The sequence below is a fragment of the Streptomyces sp. XY006 genome, from assembly GCF_002237655.1.
GTDB lineage: Bacteria > Actinomycetota > Actinomycetes > Streptomycetales > Streptomycetaceae > Streptomyces > Streptomyces levis.
Genome location: NZ_NOKT01000013.1, coordinates 84,617 through 108,195 on the forward strand (window position 1 = coordinate 84,617; position 23,579 = coordinate 108,195).

Here is a 23,579-nt window from a genome sequence, read left to right on the forward strand (position 1 = left end):
CGGGCTACTCGTTCGCCGCGGCCGAGGCCTGGGCCTCGCCGCGGCGGCGGATCTGATTGAACGTGAACTGCTGGAGGTCGTCGCTGGTGCGGAAGACCGCGGTGTCCTTCGTGGTGACGTCCTTGCCGCTGGTGAAGCCCGCGTTGGCGAAGTAGGCGTAGCGGCCGTAGGAGTTGCTCGTCGTGTTGCAGATGGCGGACTCGCAGAAGCCCTTCACGCCACCGCCGGAGAGCGACTTGACGAAGCTCTTCTTGTCGGTCTGGCCCTTGGCCTTGAGCGCCTGGGCCTCGGTGTCGAAGACCGCCACGCCCATGGTGATCGCGATGCCGCCCTTGACGTACGTCACCCGTATCAGGCGCGTGCAGTCGTTGGCGGTGAGGACCTTGGAGAGGGTGCCGCCGGCGGCCGAGGCGCAGTTGCGCGTGTCGGCGGTGGGGCCCTTCTTGTAGACGGTGTCGCCCATCGTCAGCTGCGTGCCCGGGAAGAGCGTCTCCGGGCTGAGCGGGGCCTTGTCCTTCTTCGCGCCGGCGATGAAGTCCTTCGGGTCCAGCGGGGGAGGGGCGCTGGTCGGCGCGAACGACGGGGCCGAGGCCGTGCCGCTGGGGATGTCCGCCGAGGGCAGGGCGGCCGGGCTGTTGGTGCGGCCTTCGCCGTCGGCCGAGACCACGGCCACCGCGACGGCGGTGCCGATCGCGACCGTGGCGAGCGCGCCGCCGCCGACGAGCAGCAGGCGGCGCCGCTTGTTGCGGGCCTCGGAGGCTTCAGCGAGCGCTGCCCAGTCCGGGGACTGGCCGCCCCCGCTGTTCCAGGGCTGCTGCGACTGCGGTTTCCAGGGATCCCACTGGGACTGAGGTCCCCCCTGCCCAAAGCTCATGGGGCGCATCTTAGACGGGACATGGGGCGTGCTGGTCCGCCCGGACGGGCCCCGCAGCCCCTAGCGTTCCTCCCATGCGCACGGGCAAAGGCGACATCTGCGGGTGGTTGGGACGACTGCTGCTGGCCGTGGTGCTGCTGGTCTGTCTGTCGCTGTGGCCGGCCGCCGCGCTCGGGGTGTGGCCGTCCGTCCTGGTCGGGGCGGTGCGGGCGGGCCGCCGGGCGCGCGGGGGCGGCTCGGCGGTGCGGTGGTGCGCCGGACTGCTGGCCGATGTGGTGCTCTCGTCGGTGTTCCCGTACGTGCGGCCGGTGCGGCGGCGGACGCTGCGCAGGGTCGTGACGCTGTGTGCCGCGCTGTGCACGCCGGGGAGCCTCCGACGCCGGTGATCCCGCGTTTTGACCCTTGTCGAACACCCCGGTATTCTGCTTGTTCGTTGTGTATTGGCTTGCTCATTCTCACGGGACGGGCCCTTACACCGGTCCACCGGGCCGATGACCAGCGACCAGCACGCGGTTTGCGTCACCGCAGTGCGGTCTAGGCTGTCGTGATCGTTTCGGTGACCTGTTCAGGACCATTCACTCGAAGCGAAGGCTACGAACCGTGCGTACGTACAGCCCCAAGCCCGGCGATGTGACGCGCCAGTGGCACGTCATTGACGCTCAGGACGTCGTCCTGGGCCGTCTCGCCTCCACCGCAGCGACCCTTCTCCGGGGCAAGCACAAGCCGATCTACGCGCCGCACGTCGACGCTGGTGACTTCGTCATCATCATCAACGCCGACAAGGTGCACCTCTCCGGCAACAAGCGCACCCAGAAGATGGCGTACCGCCACTCCGGCTACCCGGGTGGTCTGCGCTCCGTCCGTTACGACGAGCTGCTCGACAAGAACCCCGAGAAGGCCATCGAGAAGGCCGTCAAGGGCATGCTCCCCAAGAACACTCTGGGCCGTCAGATGCTCTCGAAGCTGAAGGTCTACAAGGGTGACCAGCACCCGCACGGCGCGCAGCAGCCGCAGCCGTACGAGATCACCCAGGTCGCGCAGTAAGTCCGGCCACCCCCTAAGACTGAAGAGAATCTGAGGAGAATCGTGGCCGAGACCACTGCCGAGCAGCCGCTCGAAGAGCTTGACATCGACAGCTACACCACCGAGTCCGAGGTCCCCGTCGAGGGCGAGTACACCTCGGAGTCCATGGCGTCCCGCTTCGGCGAGCCCCAGCCGGCCGCCGGCCTGGGCCGTCGCAAGAACGCCATCGCCCGCGTCCGGATCGTCCCGGGCACCGGCAAGTGGAAGATCAACGGTCGCACCCTCGAGGACTACTTCCCGAACAAGGTGCACCAGCAGGAAGTCAACGAGCCGTTCAAGGTTCTCGAGCTCGAGGGCCGTTACGACGTCATCGCCCGCATCGCCGGTGGCGGTGTCTCCGGCCAGGCCGGTGCGCTCCGTCTCGGTGTCGCCCGCGCGCTGAACGAGGCCGACGTCGACAACAACCGCGGCCCGCTGAAGAAGGCCGGCTTCCTCCGCCGCGACGACCGTGCGGTCGAGCGCAAGAAGGCCGGTCTGAAGAAGGCCCGCAAGGCTCCGCAGTACAGCAAGCGCTAAGCGCGTCGCCCGTCCTCGCGACTGGCTTCGCCTCGATCGCCCCGGCGGCACGGTTGTGCTGCCGGGGCGGTTCGTTTACACAACCCGTACCGGCCCCCGACGGTCTCAGGGGACGTACTTGGGAATGTGAGCCGCATTCTCTTCAGCAATACGGAGGACACCACAGTGGGACGACTCTTCGGCACGGACGGCGTGCGCGGTGTCGCCAACGCGGATCTCACGGCGGAGATGGCCCTGGGCCTCTCCGTGGCCGCGGCGCACGTACTGGCCGAGGCGGGCACGTTCGAGGGGCACCGCCCGACCGCGGTCGTCGGACGTGACCCCCGCGCCTCCGGGGAGTTCCTGGAAGCCGCCGTGGTCGCGGGCCTGGCCAGCGCCGGTGTGGACGTCCTGCGCGTCGGTGTGCTGCCGACGCCCGCGGTGGCGTTCCTGACCGGGTCGCTCGGCGCCGACCTGGGTGTGATGCTCTCCGCGAGCCACAACGCCATGCCGGACAACGGCATCAAGTTCTTCGCGCGCGGCGGTCACAAGCTCGCCGACGAGCTGGAGGACCGGATCGAGTCCGTGTACGAGGAGCACCGCACCGGCGCCCCCTGGGACCGGCCGACCGGGGCCGGTGTGGGCCGGGTGCGCGACTACGACGAGGGCTTCGACCGGTACGTCGAGCATCTGCTGGGTGTCCTGCCGAACCGGCTCGACGGGCTGAAGGTCGTCCTGGACGAGGCGCACGGCGCCGCCGCCCGGGTCTCGCCCGAGGCGTTCCAGCGGGCCGGCGCCGAGGTCGTCACCATCGGGGCCGAGCCGGACGGGCTCAACATCAACGACGGGTGCGGGTCGACGCACCTGGACAAGCTCAAGGCCGCGGTCGTGGAGCACGGGGCCGACCTGGGCATCGCGCACGACGGCGACGCCGACCGGTGCCTCGCCGTGGACCACACCGGCGAGGAGGTGGACGGCGACCAGATCCTCGCCGTGCTCGCCCTGGCCATGCGGGAGCAGTCCGCGCTGCGGTCCGAGACGGTCGTGGCCACCGTGATGTCGAACCTCGGGTTCAAGCTCGCCATGGAGCGGGAGGGCATCCGGCTGGTGCAGACCGCGGTGGGCGACCGGTACGTGCTGGAGGAGATGAAGGAGCACGGGTTCGCGCTCGGGGGCGAGCAGTCCGGGCACGTGATCATCCTCGACCACGCGACGACCGGGGACGGCACGCTGACCGGGCTGATGCTGGCGGCGCGGGTCGCCGGGAGCGGGCGTCCGCTGCGGGAACTGGCCTCCGTGATGGAGCGGCTGCCGCAGGTGCTGGTCAATGTGCCGGACGTGGACAAGTCCCGGGTGAAGACGTCCGCGGAGCTGGCGGCGGCCGTGACGGACGCGGAGCGGGAGCTCGGGTCGACCGGGCGGGTGCTGCTGCGGCCCTCCGGGACCGAGCCGCTGGTCCGGGTGATGGTGGAGGCGGCGGACATCGAGCAGGCTCGGTCCGTGGCGGGGCGGCTGGCCGACGTCGTGAAGTCGGCGCTGGGTTAGCCGGCCGTTCCGGGTTCGGGGCGGGGGCTGCGGGTGTCTGCGGGCTGCCGGTCGTGTGTGGCTTGTCGCGCAGTTCCCCGCGCCCCTGGCGGCGATGCCCCTCAGGGTGTGGCTTTGCGCTGCCTGGCCCAGAGCCACTTCTGGAGGGCGAGTGTCGTCGTGCCCGCCAGGATGATGCCCAGCAGGTTGAGCAGGAGCTGCTCCGTCGAACCCCAGGTCTGCTTCATGTCGCCGTAACTGAGGGCGACCGCCGCGTTGGCGGCGGCGGGGACCGTGGTCACCGAGATCGCGACGCCGACCAGGGCGCCGGACTTGGCGGAGGTCAGGGAGAGCGTGCCCGCGGCGCCGGCGAGGACCGCCACGACGAAGGAGAACCAGTCGGGGGCGTAGATGAAGCCGGTGTTGGGGCGGTCGGCTTCCAGCTGGTCCCGGCTGAACAGGTCGACCGCGTCCATGAAGAGGCTGAAGCCGACCGTCACCGCCATCGCCACGGCGAAGCCCACCAGCAGGGCGGTCAGCGAGCGCAGCGCGAGACGGGGCGCGCGCTGCACCACCGCCGTGCAGACGCCCGCGAGCGGGCCGAACTCCGGGCCCACCGCCATCGCGCCCACGATCAGGATGGCGTTGTCCAGCACCACGCCGCAGGCCGCGATCATGGTGGCCAGCGTGAGGAACGCCAGGTAGGTGACCGACAGCGTCGACTCCTCGTGCGTGGCGTCGGTCAGGTGCTCCCACAGCACCGCGTCCGCGCCCTCGCCCGGCGCCTCGGCCTCCGCCCGGTCGGCCCGCTTCGACAGCGACAGGTCGATGTTCTCGACGGAGATCGAGCCGTGGTCCTCCAGGTCGAGGTCCCGCAGGCGGCCGAGGAGTTCGTCACCCGCCTCCCGGGCCACGTCACACATCACGACGTCGCCCGCGGGGTCGCGAGCCGCGCCCGGCAGCACGACGAGATGCGTGGTACCGACCGTCCCCTCGATCAGACGGACCACGTCACCGGTCTTCTCGGACGGCGTGATCAGGCGCAGATGCAGCATGGCGGCAGCGTAGCGGTCACAGTTTGCGCAGGCTGAGGCGCTGCACCGTATGGTCCGGGCCCTTGCGCAGGACCAGGGTGGCGCGGCCCCGGGTGGGGGCGATGTTCTCGACCAGGTTCGGCCGGTTGATCGTGCGCCACATCGTGCGGGCGTAGTCCAGGGCCTCCTCCTCGGAGACCTGGGTGTACTTGCGGAAATACGAGGACGGGTTCTGGAAGGCGGTCGCGCGCAGCTTGCGGAAGCGGTTGAGGTACCAGCGCTCGATGTCCTCGACGCGGGCGTCGACGTAGACGCTGAAGTCGAAGTAGTCGGCGAGGCCGACCCGGGTGCGGCCGTCCTTGCCGGGCAGGGCGGGCTGCAGGACGTTCAGGCCCTCGACGATCAGGATGTCCGGGCGGCGGACCGTGAGGCGCTCGTCCGGGACGATGTCGTAGATCAGGTGGGAGTAGACGGGGGCCGTGACCTCGTCCTTGCCGGCCTTGATGTCGGCGACGAAGCGGGTCAGGGCGCGGCGGTCGTAGGACTCGGGGAAGCCCTTGCGGGACATCAGGCCGCGGGCCTGGAGCTCCCGGGTGGGCAGCAGGAAGCCGTCGGTGGTGACCAGCTCGACGCGCGGGTGCTCGGGCCAGCGGGAGAGCAGGGCCTGCAGCAGGCGGGCGACCGTCGACTTGCCGACGGCGACCGAGCCGGCGACTCCTATGACGAACGGCGTGCCGGACTGGGAGCCCTGTTCGCCGAGGAACGTGTTCAGCGCTCCCCTGAGGCCGTCCGTGGCGCCGACGTAGAGGTTGAGGAGCCGGGACAGCGGGAGGTAGATGTCGCGCACCTCGTCCAGGTCGATCACGTCGCCGAGACCGCGCAGCTTCTCGACCTCCTCGGCCGTCAGGGGCAGCGGCGTCTTGTCACGCAGCGCGCTCCATTCGGCTCGGGTGAGGTCGACGTAGGGAGTCGCCTCCGGGCGGGGCCGGTGGGCGCTCCGGGGCATCGAGGAGACCGGAGAGATCACAGTCCATTGTTACGGGCGTACGAACGGACGGTGAGGTGGGATCCGTCACGCGGGCGCCTCGCGCCTCCCGGCAGGGGAGAAATCCGGCCAACGGGAGGAATGTCAGTGGCGTGCGTCACAGTTGTGGGAAGGGTGGGCCCAGCCCCGGGTCCACGGACCGGCGAGGGGTGACCCATGACGTATGCGATAGAGGCGGAAGGCCTGGTCAAACGGTTCCGGGAGACCGAGGCGCTGGCCGGTGTCGACCTCGCGGCCCGCAAGGGCACGGTGCTCGGGCTGCTGGGTCCCAACGGCGCCGGGAAGACGACCGCGGTGCGGATCTTCGCCACGCTGCTGCGGCCCGACGGCGGGTGGGCCCGCGTCGCCGGGCACGACGTGGTCCGGGAGGCCGGGGTGGTGCGGTCCCTGGTCGGGCTGACCGGGCAGTACGCGGCGGTCGACGAGAACCTCACCGGCACGGAGAACCTGCTGCTCATCGGCCGGCTGCTCGGGCTGCCGCGGCGGGAGGCGAAGGCGCGGGCGGGTGAGCTGCTGGAGCGCTTCCAGCTGACGCACGCGGCCGGGCGGGCCGCGAAGACCTACTCGGGCGGTATGCGCCGGCGCCTGGATCTGGCGGCGAGCCTGGTCGGCCGGCCCAGCATCCTCTTCCTCGACGAGCCGACCACCGGCCTCGACCCTCCCCCGCTCTCGAATGCGCTTGAGCGGGGGGACCCCCATGCCGCGGCGAGCTGTGGGACCTGCTGCGCGGCCTGGTCGCGGACGGGGCGACCGCCCTGCTGACCACGCAGTATCTGAACGAAGCCGATGTGCTGGCCGACGACATCGTGGTGATCGACAAGGGCCGGGTGATCGCCGAGGGCACGCCCGACGGGCTGAAGGCGCAGGTCGGCGGGCAGGTGCTGGAGCTGCGGCCGATCCTCGGGCAGGACCTCGCCCGGGCGCACGCGCTGGTGGCCGGGGCCGCCGGGCCCGAGGCGCGGATCGAGGGCGAGCGGGTCACCGCGCCGGTGAAGGACCCGGAGCTGATGCCGGCCGTGGTGCGCGCGCTGGACCGGGAGGGCATCGCCGTGGGGGAGCTGGCGCTGCGCCGCTCCTCGCTCGACGAGGTGTTCCTCTCCCTGACCGGGCACCGCGCGGAGCCGGGCGGGTCCGAGGAGGACGGTGCGTCGGACGCCCGGAGCGAGGGCGAGCTGGAGAAGGCGGTGAGCCGGTCATGACCGCCACCACCGTCACGGCACCGGTCACCTCCTCGGGCCGGGTGCCGGCCCTGGCCGGGGTGCGGCAGACCTTCACCATGGCCTGGCGGAGCCTGGTCGCCGTGAAGCACAACCCGCTCGAACTGGTCGACTACAGCATCACGCCGATCATGTTCGTGTTCCTGTTCACCTACGTGCTGGGCGGGCAGATGGCCGGGTCGCCCGAGGCCTACCTGAAGTACGCGCTGCCCGGGATCATCGTGCAGAACACCCTGTTCATGACGATGTACACGGCGATGGCCCTCAACACCGACCTCACCAAGGGCGTCTTCGACCGGCTGCGCAGCCTGCCCATCGCCCGCTCCGCTCCGCTCATCGGGCGCATCACCGCCGATCTCGCCAAGCACGTCTGGGCGATGGTGCTGATGATCGCCCTCGGGCTCGCGCTCGGCTTCCGGGTCACCGGCGGTTTCGGCGGGTTCCTGCTCGGCGTGCTGCTGGTGGTGGTCTTCGCGGCGGCCGTCTCCTGGAGCGCGGTGCTGATCGGGATGCTGGCCGGTGACGCGGAGAAGGTGCAGGCGTTCGCCTTCACCCTGATCTTCCCGATCACCTTCACCAGCAGCGCGTTCGTCGTCGTCGACACCATGCCGGGCTGGCTGCAGGCGTGGAGCGACGTCAATCCGGTCACCCATCTGTCCGACGCGTTCCGCGGGCTGCTGCTGGGCGGGCCGGTGGCGGAGCCGGTGCTGTGGTCGCTGGTGTGGGCGGCGGGCATCGCGCTGGTCTTCTATCCGCTGGCCATGAGGGCGTATCGCGCGAAGGTCTGACAGTGGGGCACCGAGGCGTTCGTACCCCGGTGGGAATTTCCGATTTCGGGCACGCAACGGCCTGTTCGGCACGGGAATCGACCCTAAGCTGCCGCCCATGTGTGGAATCGTGGGATACGTGGGGCCGCAGTCGGCGCTCGAGGTCGTGATGGCCGGGCTGAAGCGGCTGGAGTACCGGGGCTACGACTCGGCGGGTGTCGCCGTCCTGGCCGACGGCGGGCTCGCGACGGCCAAGAAGGCCGGCAAGCTCCTCAACCTGGAGAAGGAACTGGACGGCAGGCCGCTGCCGACGGGCACGACGGGCATCGGCCACACCCGGTGGGCCACCCACGGCGGACCGACCGACGCCAACGCCCACCCGCACATCGACAACGCGGGCCGGGTCGCGGTCGTCCACAACGGCATCATCGAGAACTTCGCCGCGCTGCGGGACGAACTGCAGGAGCGCGGCCACGAACTGTCCTCCGAGACCGACACCGAGGTCGTCGCCCATCTGCTCGCCGAGGAGTTCTCCTCGTGCGCGGACCTCGCCGAGGCGATGCGGCTGGTGTGCCGGCGGCTGGAGGGCGCGTTCACGCTGGTCGCGGTGCACGCCGACGAGCCCGACGTGGTGGTCGGCGCCCGGCGCAACTCCCCGCTGGTGGTGGGGGTCGGCGAGGGCGAGGCCTTCCTCGCCTCGGACGTGGCCGCGTTCATCGCCCACACGCGCTCCGCGATCGAACTGGGGCAGGACCAGGTGGTGGAGCTGCGCCGGGACGGCGTGGTGGTGACGGGCTTCGACGGCCGCCCGGCCGACGTGCGCTCCTACCACGTGGACTGGGACGCCTCGGCCGCCGAGAAGGGCGGCTACGACTACTTCATGCTCAAGGAGATCGCCGAGCAGCCCAAGGCGGTCGCCGACACCCTGCTGGGCCGGATCGACGGCTCCGGGTCGCTGACCCTGGACGAGGTGCGGATCCCGCCGCGGGTGCTGCGCGAGATCGACAAGGTCGTCATCGTGGCGTGCGGCACGGCCTTCCACGCCGGGATGATCGCCAAGTACGCCATCGAGCACTGGACGCGCCTGCCCTGCGAGGTGGAGCTGGCCAGCGAGTTCCGCTACCGGGACCCGATCCTGGACGCGCAGACGCTGGTCATCGCCATCTCCCAGTCCGGCGAGACCATGGACACGCTGATGGCGCTGCGGCACGCCCGTGAGCAGGGCTCCAAGGTGCTGGCGATCTGCAACACCAACGGCTCGACGATCCCGCGCGAGTCCGACGCGGTGCTGTACACGCACGCCGGGCCGGAGGTCGCCGTGGCCTCCACGAAGGCGTTCCTCACGCAGCTCGTCGCCTGCTACCTGGTTGCCCTGTACCTCGGGCAGACCCGGGGCACCAAATGGGGCGACGAGATCCGGGCCGTGATCCGGGACCTGTCGTCCATCTCCGGTGCGGTGGAGCGGGTGCTGGGGACGATGGAGCCGGTGCGGGAGCTGGCGCGCACGCTGGCCTCGAAGGACACGGTGCTGTTCCTCGGCCGGCACGTCGGCTACCCGGTGGCCCTGGAAGGCGCGCTGAAGCTGAAGGAACTGGCCTACATGCACGCCGAGGGGTTCGCGGCGGGCGAGCTGAAGCACGGGCCGATCGCGCTGATCGAGGAGGACCTGCCGGTCGTCGTGGTGGTGCCGTCCCCGCGCGGGCGGTCGGTGCTGCACGACAAGATCGTGTCCAACATCCAGGAGATCAGGGCGCGCGGGGCGCGGACGATCGTCATCGCCGAGGAGGGCGACGAGGCGGTCGTGCCGTACGCGGACCATCTGATCCGGATCCCGGTCACGCCGACCCTGCTGCAGCCGCTGGTGGCCACGGTGCCGTTGCAGGTGTTCGCCTGTGAACTGGCGACGGCGCGCGGCAACGAGGTGGACCAGCCGAGGAACCTGGCGAAGTCGGTCACCGTGGAGTGAGCGAAGGGGGCGGACGGCCGCTGCCGTCCGCCCCCGCCTCACCCGGCCGGCCGGGTGATCACCAGTTGATGCAGGTCTTCGGGACCCAGCCGTTGACCTTGTCGCCGCCGTAGTACCAGAGGTTGCTCTTCTTGCCGCAGGCCGTGTACGAGCCGCCCTTGTAGGCCTTGCCGTCGTTGCAGATGCCGCCTCGCTTGCCCTTGCCCCAGATGCCGAGGGCGGTGGCGGAGGTCTTCGGCGCCGTGCGGACCTTGACGGTCTCCTTGGCCTTGACGTTCACGATCGCCTTGCTGCAGTCCTTCGGCGGTGCCGCGGCGGCGGTGCCGGCGGTGGCGACGGTGCCGGTGAGGGCCGTGGCGAAGAGAGCTATCGAAGTGGCCGCGGTTCCCAGCGACTTGAACTTCATGGTGGTGCGTTCCTCCCGTTGTGTGCGATGCCGTGTGCACATCGCGGTCATCGCGAACTGTACAAGGGGGAGGGGGAGTTCAAGATCGCGGGGGCAGGGCGGGCAGGGCCAGGGAGGCGGTGGCGTGGGGCTGTACGACAGGGCGTCACGGTCGGCGTCCCGGGCCAGGGCGGCGGACCGGTCGCGCTCCTTCGGGTACCGGTCGCCGTAGCGCTCGGGGCCGGTGCGGCCGTCCCATTCCCCGCCGGTCAGGCCAGTCGCCGTAGGGTGCTGCGCATGAGCATCATCGGGGTCGGGATCGACGTCGCGGAGATCGACCGGTTCGCGGCGGCACTGGAGCGTACGCCGGCGCTGGCCGAGCGGCTGTTCGTGGAAGGCGAGTTGCTGCTGCCCAGCGGGGAGCGCCGGGGTGTGGCCTCCCTCGCGGCGCGGTTCGCCGCCAAGGAGGCTCTCGCCAAGGCGCTCGGCGCTCCCGGCGGGCTGCTGTGGACCGACGCCGAGGTGTACGTCGAGGACAGCGGGCAGCCCCGGCTGCGGGTGACCGGGACGGTGGCCGCGCGGGCCGCCGAGCTCGGTGTGCGGTCCTGGCACGTGTCGCTGAGTCACGACGCGGGGATCGCCTCGGCCGTGGTCATCGCCGAGGCGTGACGCGGGCCGACGGCTCAGAACATCGCCCACAGGAGGATGAAGGTGCCGAGGAAGCCCGTCGCGCCCAGCACGGTGCCCGTCGCCGCCGTCCACATCCGGCCCGTGCCCTTGCGGGCGTAGTGCATGCCCATCGCGCCGAAGGTGACGGCCAGCGCGCCCGCCAGCACCGACCAGGGGATCAGGAAGACCCAGGTGCCGACGGTGGAGAGGGCGCCGAGGACGAGTGCGGTGGGTCCGAGTGCGGTGGCGGGTGTGTCGCCTGCCGTGGACGTGGTGGATCCGGCCATGGTGTGGCCTCCCCTGGTGAACGACCGTCAGAGTTTTTTGAACGAGTTCAAATCCTACTCAGATCGTAGCGGACGTCCAGGAGGCGCGGCATGGTCATGGTCAAGGGTGTCGACACCCGGGGCGGGCAGCACTGCGAGACGACGGCGCTCGGAGTGCTCCTGCGGCACCAGGGCATCGATCTGTCCGAGCCCATGCTCTTCGGCCTCGGCTCGGGCCTGTCCTTCGTCTACTGGGACGGCAGGAACATGGACTTCCCGTTCCTCGGGGGGCGGGTCAAGCCCTTCGAACTCACCCGGAACCTGGCCCGCAACCTCGGTCTGGAGCTCGTGGTGCGGGAGACCGCTTCCGCCCGCAAGGGATGGGAGAACGTGACGGCGGCCGTCGGCGCCGGCTCGCCCGTCGGGCTCCAGCTCGACAGCTACCACCTGGACTACTTCACCGACAAGGTGCACTTCGGCGGCCATGTCGTCGCCCTGTACGGCTACGACGAGAACGACGCCCACCTCGTCGACACCGAGCAGCAGGGCGGCGCCGTGACCACCGGCCTGGCCGGGCTCGCCCTCGCCCGGGCCGCACGGGGGCCGATGACGGCCCGGCACCGGTCCTTCACCCTCACCGCCCCGGCAGGGCCGCCGGAGGTGCGGGACCGGATCGTCCCCGCCGTCACGGCCTGCGCGGACGCCTTCCTCGACCCGCCCATCGCCAACCTCGGCCACCGGGGCATCCGGAAGGCCGGCACGCTCGTCCCCCGCTGGCTGGAGCGCGCCGACGACCCGCGGCGGGACCTGCCGCGGGCCGCCCTGCTGATGGAGAAGGCCGGCACCGGCGGCGCCCTGTTCCGCAACCTCTACCGCGACTTCCTCGCCGAGTGCGGCCAGTGGCTCGACAGCGAGCCGCTGCGGACCGGCCACGCGCTCTACGCCGAGGCGGCCGCCCTGTGGACGGACGTCGCGGCGCTGATCGCGCGGGCCGGTGAGTCGGGGGACGGGCAGTGCCTCGTGCGGGCGGGCGCCGTGCTGTCCGACCTCGCGCGCATCGAACGCGAGGCCATGGAGGCGCTGCGCCGCCTGCGCGCGTGAAGCCCTCGCCGGTTCGGGGCCAGGGCTCCGGCGAACGCGGGCGGGTCGGCAGAACACGGGTCAGCAGAACACGGGTCGGCAGAACACGGGTCAGCAGGACACGGGTCGGCAGAACACGGGTCAGCAGGACACGGGCGGGTCAGCAGAGCACGGGTCAGCAGACCGACTGGCTGCTGTTGACCCGTGTGATGTTCCGGAACGTCGTGTTCTCGCCGCACGGGCTCTCCCTGATGGCCGAGTCGGTGACCGTCAGGTTCTGGATGGTGATGTCCTTGTTGTTCGGGAACTCCGAGCGCGCGGCCAGGCGTAGCTCGCCGCCGCCCGTGATGGTGCCGCTCTGGGCGGCCAGGCTGACGTTGTGACAGTTCTCGATCAGGACCGAGTTGTTGCCGGTGTGGGAGAGCGTCACGCGGTCGATGACGGCCCCGCCGCTCTCCGAGACGCAGAACACCCCGCGTCCGCCGCCGCGCGCGACGACCTCGCCGACCCGGATGTTGGTGGGGTAGCCGCTGCCGATCCGGCCGTTGCGGTTGGCCATGCGGAAGGCGGCGTAACCCGTGCCCGTGCCCGCGTTCTCCGCGTCCACCCTGCCGACAGTGGCGTTGACGGTCTGGTTGAGCAGCAGGCCCGACTCGCCGACGCCGCGGGCCGTCACCGTGCCGACGGTCAGGCCGTCCACGCCGTAGGTCTCGACCGCGTGGCTGGACGCGCCGGAGACGTACACGTCGTCGATGCGGACGTTGCGGGTCCACTGGCTGGTGTCGCCGCGGTTGTCGATGCGCACGCCCAGGCCGGCGGTCAGGCGCATGTCGATCCGGCCGAGCACGACGTTCTGCACGTTGCGCAGGAAGATGCCGTACAGCGGGCTGCCCGTGAGCGCGAGGTTCTGGACCTCCACGTCACGCGTGCCGCGTGAGTACACCGGCGCCTGGTCGCCCGAGCCGCTGCCGGTGACGTTGATGGTGCCGCAGACGTCGAGGACGGTGTAACTGGGCAGCGAGATGCGGGAGCTCGCCGCCATCGAGCCCGAGCCGCGGACCACGACCCGCTCCTTCGTGGTGCGGCCGGCCGTGAGGCTGTTGACCGCCGCCTGCACGGCGGCGCGCAGGTCCGTGCCGGTGTACACCGTGCTGCCGCCGCGGCGGGCGGTCCAAGTGCTGCCGCTCTGTACGGCCTCGGCCTGGAAGGAGCCGTCCCCGCAGGCCAGGGCGCGCGTGGGGGCGGCGGTGGCGGGTGCGGTCAGGGTGGCGGCGGTGGTGAGGAGGGCGGTGGCGCCGGCGGCGGCCAGTAATGCGGCTCTGCGTCCCATGGGGGCCTCGGTTTCGTCGAACGTGGGGGGGCAAGCGCTTTCTGCGCGCCGGGAGTCTGGCAAAGGCGCGCCGGAGCGTCAATGGAACCGGCACGGGAAGACCGACACGGGACCCGGGTGCGCCCGGTGCGCGGGAGTGGCCCGGGGGTCGTACGGGAAACTCGACCTCCATGCGGAGTGCGTACAGCGTGGACACGGTCAGGAACGCCGAACGGGAGCTCATGGCCCGGCTGCCGGAGGGGGCGCTGATGCAACGCGCCGCCGCCGGGCTCGCCGCGGCCTGCGCCGACCTGCTGGGGCGGGTGTACGGCAGCAGGGTGGTGCTGCTGGTCGGCAGCGGGGACAACGGCGGTGACGCCCTGTACGCCGGGGCGCGGCTGGCCCGGCGGGGGGCCGGGGTGACGGCGGTGCTGCTCGCACCGGAGCGGGCGCACGCGGCGGGGCTGGCGGCGCTGAGGCGGGCCGGTGGGCGGGTTGTCGCGGCCGGTGAGGCGGTCGGGGGCGGTGGGGGCGCCGGGGGTGCAGGGGGCGGTGACGGCGGTGTCGAGGAGCTGGTCGAGCGGGCCGATCTCGTCGTCGACGGCATCGTAGGGATCGGGGGGAAGGACGGGCTGCGGCCGGAGGCGGTGCCGCTGGCGGCGGCCGCCGGGCGGTCGCGCGGGGCCGTGGTCGCCGTCGACCTGCCGAGCGGGGTGGACCCCGGCACCGGGGAGGTGCGGGGCGTCGCGGTCCGGGCCGATCTGACGGTGACGTTCGGGACCCACAAGCCGGGGCTGCTGATCGATCCGGCGCGCGAGTACGCCGGGTCGGTGCGGCTGGTCGACATCGGCCTTGAGCTGCCCGCGGAGCCCGAGCTGGAGGCGCTGCAGCACGTGGACGTGGCCCGGCTGCTGCCGGTGCCGCGGGCGGAGAGCGACAAGTACCGGCGGGGAGTGGTCGGGATCGCGGCCGGGTCGGCCCGCTACCCCGGGGCGGCGGTGCTCGCGGTCGCGGGAGCGCTGCGGGGCGGGGCCGGGGCCGTGCGGTACGTCGGGCCGGCCGGGGACGCGGTGCTCGCACGGTTCCCCGAGACGCTCGTGTCGGACCGGGGGCCCAAGCACGCCGGGCGGGTGCAGGCGTGGGTCGTCGGGCCCGGGGCGGGCGACGACGCGTCCTCGGTCGGGGAGGTGCTGGCGGCGGACGTGCCGGTGCTGGTGGACGCGGACGGGCTGCGGCTGGCGGACGTGGACGTCGTGCGGGCGCGCCGGGCGCCGACGCTGCTCACGCCGCACGCGGGGGAGGCGGCGGCGCTGCTGGGGGTGGAGCGCCGGGAGGTCGAGGAGGGGCGTCTCACGGCGGTGCGGGAGCTGGCGGGGCGGTACGGGGCGACCGTGCTGCTGAAGGGGTCGACGACGCTGGTGGCCGACTCCGGGGGCGGGGCGGTGCGGGTGAACGCGACGGGGACGTCGTGGCTGGCCACGGCGGGCAGCGGGGACGTGCTGTCGGGGCTGGCCGGGTCGCTGCTGGCGGCGGGGCTGTCGGCGGTGGACGCGGGCAGCGTGGGGGCGTACGTGCACGGGCTGGCCGGGCGGCTGGCGGCGGACGGGGCGCCGGTGGGGGCGCACGATGTGGCAGCGGCGATTCCGGAGGCTTGGCGGAACGTGCGGGGGTGAAGCGGGCGGCGACCCTGCGGCCCGGGCTCGGGATAGCGGCCCGGGCCTCTGCTCAGGCGTGAGCGTGGGCGCTGCCGCCCCGAGCCCTGGTTGCTGCGTAACTCCGGGAGTTGCCGCCGGCCCCGGCTGCCGCCCGAGTCCGGGGGCTGCCGCCCCCGGGCCCCCGCTTCGGCCTGAACGGCCTCGTCCTCAATCGCCGGACGGGCTGGTGGGTGGCCGGGCCGGGTTCGTCGGGTGCCGGCGGGCCGGGATGGACCGAGGGGTGGCCGGCGGGCGGGCCCGAAGGGGTGAGGACTGGCCGGAACGGGGTCGCCGGGCGCCGGGTGGATGGGCTGAAGTGCGCCGGGCGGGCCTGAAGGGTGAGGGGTGGCCGGACCGGGTGCACCAGGCACCGGGCGGCCGGGGCGGGGCGGCCGGGGTGTTGGGGTGCCCGAGGGCTGGGGCCTCCCTGTGCCCGGGGCGCTGGTGCCTGCGGTGTGTGCGCGGGGCGCTGATGCCTCCGGGTGATCGGGCCGCGCGGCGTCCGTGGGGTGGTTCCAGGGCGCGCTTGTCTGGGGGCATGACCCGCAGACGTACCGCCGGCCGTGTTCTCGCCCTGCTGCTCGCCGCTGTCGCCGTGCTGCCCGTCGGGGCGGCCGGGGCCGCTCCCGTGCCGCCCGCTCCCGGCGCCCTGGCCGAGCTCGTGCCCGGCGTGGCGCCCGCGGCCGTGCAGTCCTGGGCGCTCGACACGCCCGACCAGGCGCTGCCGCCCGCGGTGTACACGCCGTCCGCCGAGGAGGAAGCCGTCGAGCCGCGCAGCGCCGCGGCGGGGACGTACGCGCTGGTGGAGTACGTGCCGCTCGGGGAGGCCGTCGCGCAGGTGAGCTGTACCGGGAAGACGGGGCCGTACCAGCGGCAGGTCGAGCGCTGGCTGGGGCTGCGCGTGGACGGGGTGCAGTCGGCGGCCGACTGCCGTGCCGTCCGGGCGTTCCAGGTGCGGCAGGGGATCAAGCCGGCCATCGGGTTCGCCGGGCCGGTGACCTGGTCACGGATGCGGTACCTGTCGGCGCGCACGAACCCCGACGCCGCCGGGAGGTGCCCGGTGCGCGGCCACCCCGTGGCGTGCGTGGACCTCGACCGGCAGCTGATGTGGGTGCAGAAGGGCAGGACGGTCGTGTTCGGGGCGGTGCCCATCCGCAGCGGACGGGCCGGGTACCGGACGCGGGCCGGCTGGCACAGGATCTACTGGCGGCACAAGAACCACTGGTCGACGCTGTACAACACCCCGATGCCCTACTCCCAGTTCTTCAGCGGCGGCCAGGCCTTCCACGGCGTCTACGGCAGTCTGCACACCCCCGTCGGCTCGATGGGCTGCGTGAACCTCACCGTGGGGGACGCGCGGCGGCTGTGGGGCGTGCTGAGGAAGGGCGACCGGGTGTTCGTGTGGGGACGGCGGCCCGGGACGTAGGCGACCTGCTGGCGGGGCCGGTGCCCGGGGCGGGCCGGGGCCCTCTGAGACACTGGGCGCGATGAGCGAGAGAACAGCCCCGCGGACCGCGCCCCTGCGGGCCCGCGCCGAGATCGACCTGGCCGCCCTGCGGGCCAACGTGCGGGCCCTGCGCGCCCATGCCCCGGGCGCGGCCGTGATGGCCGTGGTGAAGTCCGAGGCGTACGGCCACGGGGCTGTGCCGTGTGCCCGTGCCGCCCTCGCGGCGGGAGCGAGCTGGCTGGGCACGGCCACCCCCGAGGAGGCCCTCGCCCTGCGGGCCGCCGGACTGCCGGGCCGCATCATGTGCTGGCTGTGGACGCCCGGCGGACCCTGGCGCGAGGCGATCGAGGCCGACCTGGACGTCTCCGTCAGCGGCCTGTGGGCCCTGCGGGAGGTCACCGAGGCGGCCCGGGCGGCCGGCCGGCCCGCGCGGGTGCAGCTCAAGGCCGACACCGGCCTCGGGCGCAACGGCTGCCAGCCCGGGGAGGACTGGGCCGCCCTGGTCGGCGAGGCCCTGCGCGCCGAGGCCGAGGGGCTGCTGCGGGTCACCGGCCTGTGGTCGCACTTCGCCTGCGCCGACGAGCCCGGGCACCCCTCCATCGCGGCCCAGCTCGGCCTGTTCCGCGAGATGGTCGCCCACGCCGAGGGGCAGGGCGTACGTCCCGAGGTCCGGCACATCGCCAACTCCCCGGCCACGCTCACGCTCCCCGAGAGCCACTTCGACCTGGTCCGCACCGGCATCGCCACCTACGGCATCTCGCCCAGCCCCGAGCTGGGCACCCCGGCCGATTTCGGACTGCGCCCGGTGATGACGCTGTCCGCCTCGCTCGCCCTGGTCAAGCGGGTCCCGGGCGGCCACGGCGTCAGCTACGGCCACCGGTACGTCACGCCCGGCGAGACCACCCTCGGCCTCGTCCCGCTCGGCTACGCGGACGGCATCCCGCGGCACGCCTCCTCGGCCGGCCCGGTGCTGGTGGAGGGCAAGTGGCGGACGATCGCGGGGCGGGTCGCGATGGACCAGTTCGTCGTCGACCTGGGCGGCGACGCGCCCGCGCCGGGCGCCGAGGCGGTCCTCTTCGGGCCCGGGGACCGCGGGGAGCCCACCGCCGAGGACTGGGCGCAGGCGGCCGGAACCATCGCCTACGAGATCGTGACCCGGATCGGAACGCGCGTTCCCCGCGTCTATGTGAATGAGGAACAGGACGGGTAACTCGCACCGGTAGGACTGGTCACGCCAGAAACGAAAGGCACCCTGGTAACAGGGGCACCAGCAGCCCCACGGCATCATCCGACACAGCGAGTCACCCGGCCGGCAGCCCGGCGAAGAGGAGCGGTACGTGAGCGAGAGCAGTGCGGAGGTCGTCGCCGACGTCGCCTCCGCGGCCGTCGCGGCCTCCGCCGCGGGGGCGGCGGGAGGCTGGCGCCGGGCGACCGGCCTCGCCGGCGTCGCGATAGGCGTGGTGGCCGCGGGCGCGGCCGCCGGTGTCGCCCTGGAGCGGATGACGGTCGGCCGGGGCATGCGCCAGAAGGCCCGGCTCGCCCTCGACTCGGCGGGGCCCTACGGCTCGCTGCGCGGCATGCCCGGCAAGGCGTTCGCCGACGACGGCACCGAGCTGTACTACGAGGTCGACGACGTCGACGCGGAGGCCGCGCCGGCCATCGGGCCGCGCCGCCGCAGGCTCTTCGGCCGCAAGGCGCCCGCGCCGGTCACCGTCGTCTTCAGCCACGGCTACTGCCTCAGCCAGGACTCCTGGCACTTCCAGCGGGCGGCCCTGCGGGGGGTCGTGCGGACCGTGCACTGGGACCAGCGCAGCCACGGCCGCTCCGGGCGGGGTGTGGCGCAGGCGCGGGGCGAGTCGGTCACCATCGAGCAGCTGGGCCGCGACCTGAAGGCCGTCATCGACGCGGCCGTGCCCGAGGGGCCGATCGTGCTGGTCGGGCACTCCATGGGCGGTATGACGGTGATGGCGCTGGCCGACCAGTACCCGGAGCTGATCCGCGAGCGGGTCGTCGGGGTCGCGTTCGTGGGGACGTCGTCGGGCCGTCTCGGCGAGGTCAACTACGGGCTGCCCGTCGCGGGCGTCAACGCGGTGCGGCGGGTGCTGCCGGGGGTGCTGAAGGCGCTGGGGCAGCGGGCCGAGCTGGTGGAGAAGGGGCGCCGGGCCACGGCGGAACTGTTCGCCGGGGTCATCAAGCGGTACTCGTTCGCGTCCCGGGACGTCGACCCGGCCGTCGCGCGGTTCGCCGAGCGGATGATCGAGAGCACCCCGATCGACGTGGTCGCCGAGTACTACCCGGCGTTCAACGACCACGACAAGACCGAGGCGCTCGGGTGCTTCGCGGAGCTGCCGGTCCTCGTCCTGGCCGGGGTGCAGGACCTGGTCACGCCGAGCGAGCACAGCGAGGCCATCGCGGATCTGCTGCCGGACGCCGAGCTCGTGCTGGTGCCGGACGCGGGGCATCTGGTGATGCTGGAGCACCCGGAAGTGGTCACCGACCGCCTCGCCGACCTGCTCACCCGCACGGGTGCCGTGCCCGCAGGGGCTACCGTGAAGGGCTATGGAAGCACCAGCAGCACCGCACAACCCGGCTGAGCCCGGATCCTCCGTCCAGATCGTCGTCACGTCCCCCGAGCAGATGCGGGAGCTGGGCCGCCGGCTCGCGAAACTGCTGCGCGCGGGTGACCTGGTGATGCTGAGCGGGGAGCTCGGCGCGGGCAAGACGACGCTGACGCGCGGGCTGGGCGAGGGGCTCGGCGTGCGCGGGGCCGTCACCTCGCCGACGTTCGTGATCGCCCGGGTCCATCCCTCGCTGGGCGACGGGCCGCCCCTGGTCCACGTCGACGCGTACCGGCTCTCCGGCGGGCTGGACGAGATGGAGGACCTCGACCTCGACGTCTCCCTGCCCGAGTCCGTGGTGGTCGTGGAGTGGGGCGAGGGCAAGGTCGAGGAGCTGACCGAGGACCGTCTCCAGGTCGTCATCCACCGCGCGGTGGGCGACACGACGGACGAGGTCCGGCAGATGACGATCACCGGCCTGGGCGAACGCTGGAGCGCGACGGACCTGAGCGTCCTGACGGCGTGACCCGCGTTCCCCCTGCGCGCGACCCCGGGCCCCTGGTTCCGGCGCGGGCTCCCGCCCAACCCCGGCGTGTGATTGCGCGTATTCGATGAACGTTCCGACAAGGCGTCGGCAAGATGTTGCGTTCGGCGTCTTGTCCGTGGTCACATGGTATCCAGTCCGTAGTTAGGTCTACCTAACTACGTCCGCCCCCGGCCACCAGGAGGCGTCCATGTCGGCTACAGAGAGCAAGAGGCAGCCGCTGCCGTTCGCGGTCGGCGGGGTGTCCATGCGGGAGCTGCTGGCGGCGGGTGAGGCCGCGGCGCTGATCTCCACGCCCCCGCGCGCTCCCGAGCCGGAGCTGTCCGCGCCGCTGAAGACGCACCGCGAAGCCGCCTGATCCGCCCGAGCCCGTCGGGTGTCCGACCCTGATGGCGGGCCCTAGCGGACCACGACCACCGTGCGGCCGATCGTCGCGAACGTCCACATCGCGTCGCCGTCCGCGCGCGACTCGCGGATGCCGCCCGTGCGGACCCTCGGGTCGGGCGCGGCCTTGGTCTCGTCGACGGCCGAGCTGAACCCGACCACGACACCGTCCACGCTGGTGAACCGCACGACGTGCTCGACGGGGACGCCGTCCGAGCCGGTGACCGAGTTCGAGCGGGACGTCACCGCGTAACGGCCCGGGGCCGGATCCACCGTGCTCGGATCCACCTCGAACGTACGGGCGACTTTGCCGTTCGCGCCGACCAGCCAGACCCGGTCCCGGCGCAGCGAGTACACGACCCGCGCACCCTGCCCCGACCCGTCGGGCAGCGCGGCCGGGTCCCTGCGGGCCAAAGGCGCCTGCGAGGTGCCGGGCGCCGGGGTGGCGCCCGCCTGGGCCCGGCCCATCCCCGCGGGCAGGTGCGTGGACGCCTGGTGGGCGAGGTAGCCGACCGTCGCGAGGGCCGCGGCGGTGAGCCCGGCCACGATTGACGAGCTGCTGAAAGCCACCGGCGGCCACCTCCGGGCGTCGCGTCCCTGCGTACATGTCTCGTGACGGTAGGTGACGGTAGCAGCAGGCGGCGACCCGGCGGGCGCGGCCGTGCCGGGCCCCGGGGAGCCGTAGGCTGTTTGCGTGCTCTTGCTCGCTCTGGATACCGCCACACCCGCCGTCACCGTCGCGCTGCACGACGGACACGACGTCATCGCCTCGTCGAGCCAGGTGGACGCCCGGCGGCACGGGGAACTGCTGCTGCCGGCGATCGACCGGGTGCTCGCCGAGGCCGGTCTGCGCCTCGACGCCGTCACGGGGATCGTCGCCGGCATCGGCCCGGGCCCGTACACCGGACTGCGCGTCGGCCTCATGACCGCGGACACCTTCGGGCTCGCGCTCGGCGTCCCCGTGCACGGCGTGTGCACGCTGGACGGCCTCGCCTACGCCGCCGACCTGGAGGGCCCGTTCGTCGTCGCGACCGACGCCCGCCGCAAGGAGGTCTACTGGGCGCGCTACGCCGACTCCCGCACCCGCCTGACCGACCCGGCCGTCGACCGGCCCGCCGACATCGCCGGGCAGGTCGCCGGCCTGCCCGCGGTGGGCGCCGGCGCGCTGCTCTACCCGGACACCTTCCCCAAGGCCCACGAGCCCGAGCACGTGTCCGCCGCGGCCCTGGCCCGGCTGGCCGCGGAGCGACTGGCGGCCGGCGAGGAACTGCCCGCGCCGCGGCCGCTCTACCTGCGCCGCCCCGACGCCCAGGTCCCCAAGAACTACAAGGTGGTCACCCCCAAGTGACCGATCCCGTGACCGATCCCGAGACGTGTGCGCTGCGCGAGATGCGCTGGTGGGACATCGACCCCGTGCTGGAGCTGGAGCGGGACCTGTTCCCCGACGACGCCTGGTCGCGGGGCATGTTCTGGTCCGAACTGGCCCACGCCCGCGGGCCCGAGGCCAACCGGCGGTACGTGGTCGCCGAGGCCGGCCCCCGGATCGTCGGCTACGCGGGTCTGGTCTCCTCCGGCGAGCAGGCCGACGTCCAGACCATCGCCGTCGCCCGCGAGCTGTGGGGCACCGGCCTCGGCGGCCGGCTGCTGGCCGAACTGCTGCGCGCGGCCACCGCGTTCGAGTGCGCCGAGGTGATGCTGGAGTGCCGCGTGGACAACGTCCGCGCGCAGAAGCTGTACGAACGGTTCGGCTTCCAGCCCATCGGCGTCCGGCGCGGTTACTACCAGCCGGGCAACGTGGACGCCCTGGTGATGCGCCTGACCACCCCCGAGAACTCCGTACAAGGAACCGAGATCCATGGCTGACGAACCCCTCGTTCTCGGAATCGAGACCTCCTGCGACGAGACCGGCGTCGGCATCGTCCGGGGCACCACCCTGCTGGCCGACGCCGTCGCCTCCAGCGTCGACGAGCACGCCCGGTTCGGCGGTGTCGTCCCCGAGGTCGCCTCCCGGGCCCACCTGGAGGCGATGGTGCCCACCATCGACCGCGCGCTGAAGGAGGCCGGGGTGAGCGCCCGGGACCTCGACGGCATCGCGGTCACCGCCGGGCCCGGCCTCGCCGGCGCCCTGCTGGTCGGCGTCTCCGCGGCGAAGGCGTACGCCTACGCGCTGGGCAAGCCCCTCTACGGCGTGAACCACCTCGCCTCCCACATCTGCGTGGACCAGCTGGAGCACGGCCCGCTGCCCGAGCCGACGATGGCGCTGCTGGTCTCCGGCGGGCACTCCTCGCTGCTGCTCTCCTCCGACATCACCTCCGACGTCCGCCCCATGGGCGCCACCATCGACGACGCGGCCGGCGAGGCCTTCGACAAGATCGCCCGGGTGCTGAACCTCGGCTTCCCCGGCGGCCCGGTCATCGACCGCTACGCCAAGGAGGGCGACCCGCACGCGATCGCCTTCCCGCGCGGTCTGACCGGCCCGCGCGACCCGGCCTACGACTTCTCCTTCTCCGGACTGAAGACGGCCGTGGCCCGCTGGATCGAGGCCAGGCGGGCGGCGGGCGAGGAGGTGCCGGTGCGGGACGTGTCGGCCTCCTTCCAGGAGGCGGTCGTGGACGTGCTGACCCGCAAGGCCGTCCGGGCCTGCAAGGACGAGGGCGTCGACCACCTGATGATCGGCGGCGGCGTGGCCGCCAACTCCCGGCTGCGCGCCCTGGCCCAGGAGCGCTGCGAGGCCGCCGGGATCCGGCTGCGGGTGCCGCGGCCCAAGCTGTGCACGGACAACGGCGCGATGGTCGCCGCGCTCGGCGCCGAGATGGTCGCCCGCAACCGGGCCGCGTCGAGCTGGGACCTGTCCGCGGACTCCTCGCTTCCGGTGACCGAGCCGCACGTGCCGGGCCACGACCACGACCATGTGCACGAGGTGAGCAAGGAGAACCTCTACTCGTGACGGTCGCCCTGATGTGGGAGGCGCGGGCCGTGCCCGGGCGGGGCGAGGACCTGCTGGCCTGGGCCCGCGCCCAGGAGCTGCCCCGCCCGCCGCTGCGCCGCGAGACCCTGCGCGCCCCGCAGGACCGCGTCCTCGTCATCACCTGGTGGGACGCCCCGTACGACGCCGAGCTGCCCGAACTGCCGGAGCCGGACCAGGGGTTGGTCACCCGGGCCGTGCACCGCTGGCGGTTCGAATCGGTGGGCTAGGGCTGACCGGGAGCTCCCGGTCAGCCCTCGGCCCTGCCGCACC

General features: G+C 72.8%; 25 protein-coding genes and 2 pseudogenes. 20 read left to right on the forward strand and 7 right to left on the reverse strand.

Annotated features, from left to right (window positions below; all coding sequences use genetic code 11):
- Positions 1–4 precede the first annotated feature (4 nt).
- Entirely contained in the window at positions 5–874 is an 870-nt protein-coding gene (locus CHR28_RS16915; RefSeq protein WP_094054462.1) for a hypothetical protein, read from the reverse strand.
- A 74-nt stretch (positions 875–948) separates the two neighbouring features.
- On the opposite strand from CHR28_RS16915, the gene CHR28_RS16920 reads away from it, so the two are divergent.
- From CHR28_RS16920 to glmM, 4 genes are all read left to right on the forward strand, one after another.
- The gene (locus CHR28_RS16920) at positions 949–1,260 is read left to right on the forward strand and encodes a hypothetical protein (RefSeq protein WP_094054463.1); all 312 of its coding nucleotides are present in this window, start codon (positions 949–951) and stop codon (positions 1,258–1,260) included.
- A gap of 214 nt (positions 1,261–1,474) precedes the next feature.
- Positions 1,475–1,918 (forward strand): 50S ribosomal protein L13, encoded by a 444-nt coding sequence (gene rplM, locus CHR28_RS16925; protein ID WP_019754543.1) that lies wholly within the window; start codon positions 1,475–1,477, stop codon positions 1,916–1,918.
- Between the two features lie 42 nt (positions 1,919–1,960).
- Positions 1,961–2,473 (forward strand): 30S ribosomal protein S9, encoded by a 513-nt coding sequence (gene rpsI / locus CHR28_RS16930; protein ID WP_019526966.1) that lies wholly within the window; start codon positions 1,961–1,963, stop codon positions 2,471–2,473.
- A 165-nt stretch (positions 2,474–2,638) separates the two neighbouring features.
- Positions 2,639–3,997 carry a phosphoglucosamine mutase gene (gene glmM / locus CHR28_RS16935; RefSeq protein WP_094054464.1) on the forward strand — a complete coding sequence of 453 codons (1,359 nt, stop codon included), beginning with the start codon at positions 2,639–2,641 and terminating at the stop codon, positions 3,995–3,997.
- Between the two features lie 101 nt (positions 3,998–4,098).
- On the opposite strand, the gene CHR28_RS16940 is transcribed toward glmM, so the two are convergent.
- Positions 4,099–5,031: a DUF389 domain-containing protein gene (locus CHR28_RS16940; RefSeq protein ID WP_094054465.1), complete on the reverse strand. Its 933-nt coding sequence runs from the start codon at positions 5,029–5,031 to the stop codon at positions 4,099–4,101.
- Between the two features lie 16 nt (positions 5,032–5,047).
- The gene (gene coaA / locus CHR28_RS16945; protein WP_179272473.1) at positions 5,048–6,016 is read right to left on the reverse strand and encodes a type I pantothenate kinase; all 969 of its coding nucleotides are present in this window, start codon (positions 6,014–6,016) and stop codon (positions 5,048–5,050) included.
- Between the two features lie 195 nt (positions 6,017–6,211).
- On the opposite strand from coaA, the pseudogene CHR28_RS16950 reads away from it, so the two are divergent.
- The 3 genes and pseudogenes from CHR28_RS16950 (at position 6,212) to glmS (ending at position 10,005) form a co-directional block, all read left to right on the forward strand.
- Positions 6,212–7,254 (forward strand): annotated as a pseudogene (locus CHR28_RS16950) (ATP-binding cassette domain-containing protein).
- Complete coding sequence (locus CHR28_RS16955; protein ID WP_094054467.1) at positions 7,251–8,060, forward strand: ABC transporter permease; 810 nt, start codon at positions 7,251–7,253, stop codon at positions 8,058–8,060. The pseudogene CHR28_RS16950 and the gene CHR28_RS16955 overlap by 4 nt, the downstream one beginning before the upstream one ends.
- A gap of 97 nt (positions 8,061–8,157) precedes the next feature.
- Entirely contained in the window at positions 8,158–10,005 is a 1,848-nt protein-coding gene (glmS, locus tag CHR28_RS16960) for a glutamine--fructose-6-phosphate transaminase (isomerizing) (protein WP_094054468.1), read from the forward strand.
- Positions 10,006–10,063: 58 nt separating this feature from the next.
- On the opposite strand, the gene CHR28_RS16965 is transcribed toward glmS, so the two are convergent.
- On the reverse strand, positions 10,064–10,411 hold the full coding sequence (locus CHR28_RS16965) for a hypothetical protein (protein ID WP_094054469.1): 348 nt from the start codon (positions 10,409–10,411) through the stop codon (positions 10,064–10,066).
- 276 nt (positions 10,412–10,687) lie between these two features.
- On the opposite strand from CHR28_RS16965, the gene CHR28_RS16970 reads away from it, so the two are divergent.
- Positions 10,688–11,059, forward strand: coding sequence for a holo-ACP synthase (locus CHR28_RS16970; RefSeq protein WP_094054470.1), 372 nt, complete (start codon positions 10,688–10,690; stop codon positions 11,057–11,059).
- A gap of 14 nt (positions 11,060–11,073) precedes the next feature.
- Here CHR28_RS16970 and CHR28_RS16975 read toward each other — a convergent pair whose 3' ends face one another.
- Positions 11,074–11,346 carry a hypothetical protein gene (locus CHR28_RS16975; protein ID WP_094054471.1) on the reverse strand — a complete coding sequence of 91 codons (273 nt, stop codon included), beginning with the start codon at positions 11,344–11,346 and terminating at the stop codon, positions 11,074–11,076.
- Between the two features lie 90 nt (positions 11,347–11,436).
- Here CHR28_RS16975 and CHR28_RS16980 point away from each other — a divergent pair, with 90 nt between their 5' ends.
- On the forward strand, positions 11,437–12,426 hold the full coding sequence (locus CHR28_RS16980; RefSeq protein ID WP_094054472.1) for a BtrH N-terminal domain-containing protein: 990 nt from the start codon (positions 11,437–11,439) through the stop codon (positions 12,424–12,426).
- Positions 12,320–12,550: pseudogene (locus tag CHR28_RS38995) on the forward strand (hypothetical protein); the annotation flags it as partial. The gene CHR28_RS16980 and the pseudogene CHR28_RS38995, both read left to right, overlap by 107 nt.
- Positions 12,551–12,580: 30 nt before the next feature.
- Here CHR28_RS38995 and CHR28_RS16985 read toward each other — a convergent pair.
- The gene (locus CHR28_RS16985) at positions 12,581–13,735 is read right to left on the reverse strand and encodes a hypothetical protein (RefSeq protein WP_094054473.1); all 1,155 of its coding nucleotides are present in this window, start codon (positions 13,733–13,735) and stop codon (positions 12,581–12,583) included.
- Between the two features lie 170 nt (positions 13,736–13,905).
- Between CHR28_RS16985 and CHR28_RS16990 the strand changes: the two genes are divergently transcribed.
- From CHR28_RS16990 to CHR28_RS37800, 6 genes are all read left to right on the forward strand, one after another.
- Positions 13,906–15,387, forward strand: coding sequence for an NAD(P)H-hydrate dehydratase (locus CHR28_RS16990; RefSeq protein WP_094054474.1), 1,482 nt, complete (start codon positions 13,906–13,908; stop codon positions 15,385–15,387).
- Between the two features lie 559 nt (positions 15,388–15,946).
- Entirely contained in the window at positions 15,947–16,834 is an 888-nt protein-coding gene (locus tag CHR28_RS16995) for a L,D-transpeptidase family protein (RefSeq protein WP_094054475.1), read from the forward strand.
- A gap of 61 nt (positions 16,835–16,895) precedes the next feature.
- A complete protein-coding gene (gene alr / locus CHR28_RS17000; RefSeq protein WP_094054476.1) occupies positions 16,896–18,065 on the forward strand; it encodes an alanine racemase in 1,170 nt (389 codons plus the stop codon).
- A gap of 127 nt (positions 18,066–18,192) precedes the next feature.
- On the forward strand, positions 18,193–19,449 hold the full coding sequence (locus CHR28_RS17005; RefSeq protein WP_094054477.1) for an alpha/beta fold hydrolase: 1,257 nt from the start codon (positions 18,193–18,195) through the stop codon (positions 19,447–19,449).
- The gene (gene tsaE / locus CHR28_RS17010) at positions 19,415–19,939 is read left to right on the forward strand and encodes a tRNA (adenosine(37)-N6)-threonylcarbamoyltransferase complex ATPase subunit type 1 TsaE (protein WP_094054478.1); all 525 of its coding nucleotides are present in this window, start codon (positions 19,415–19,417) and stop codon (positions 19,937–19,939) included. Before CHR28_RS17005 ends, tsaE begins: the two co-directional genes overlap by 35 nt.
- A 208-nt stretch (positions 19,940–20,147) precedes the next feature.
- Entirely contained in the window at positions 20,148–20,315 is a 168-nt protein-coding gene (locus CHR28_RS37800) for a hypothetical protein (protein WP_179272470.1), read from the forward strand.
- A 41-nt stretch (positions 20,316–20,356) separates the two neighbouring features.
- Here the strand turns inward: CHR28_RS37800 and CHR28_RS17015 are convergent, their stop codons facing one another.
- Positions 20,357–20,911, reverse strand: coding sequence for a hypothetical protein (locus tag CHR28_RS17015; protein WP_094054479.1), 555 nt, complete (start codon positions 20,909–20,911; stop codon positions 20,357–20,359).
- Between the two features lie 124 nt (positions 20,912–21,035).
- Here CHR28_RS17015 and tsaB point away from each other — a divergent pair, with 124 nt between their 5' ends.
- From tsaB to CHR28_RS17035, 4 genes are read left to right on the forward strand one after another with little or no spacing between them, the layout of a single operon-like run.
- Positions 21,036–21,689: a tRNA (adenosine(37)-N6)-threonylcarbamoyltransferase complex dimerization subunit type 1 TsaB gene (gene tsaB, locus CHR28_RS17020; protein WP_094054480.1), complete on the forward strand. Its 654-nt coding sequence runs from the start codon at positions 21,036–21,038 to the stop codon at positions 21,687–21,689.
- Between the two features lie 41 nt (positions 21,690–21,730).
- Positions 21,731–22,204: a ribosomal protein S18-alanine N-acetyltransferase gene (gene rimI / locus CHR28_RS17025; RefSeq protein WP_094054563.1), complete on the forward strand. Its 474-nt coding sequence runs from the start codon at positions 21,731–21,733 to the stop codon at positions 22,202–22,204.
- Positions 22,197–23,288: a tRNA (adenosine(37)-N6)-threonylcarbamoyltransferase complex transferase subunit TsaD gene (tsaD, locus tag CHR28_RS17030; RefSeq protein ID WP_094054481.1), complete on the forward strand. Its 1,092-nt coding sequence runs from the start codon at positions 22,197–22,199 to the stop codon at positions 23,286–23,288. Before rimI ends, tsaD begins: the two co-directional genes overlap by 8 nt.
- A complete protein-coding gene (locus CHR28_RS17035; protein WP_094054482.1) occupies positions 23,285–23,536 on the forward strand; it encodes a hypothetical protein in 252 nt (83 codons plus the stop codon). The genes tsaD and CHR28_RS17035 overlap by 4 nt, the downstream gene beginning before the upstream one ends.
- Positions 23,537–23,579: the final 43 nt, after the last annotated feature.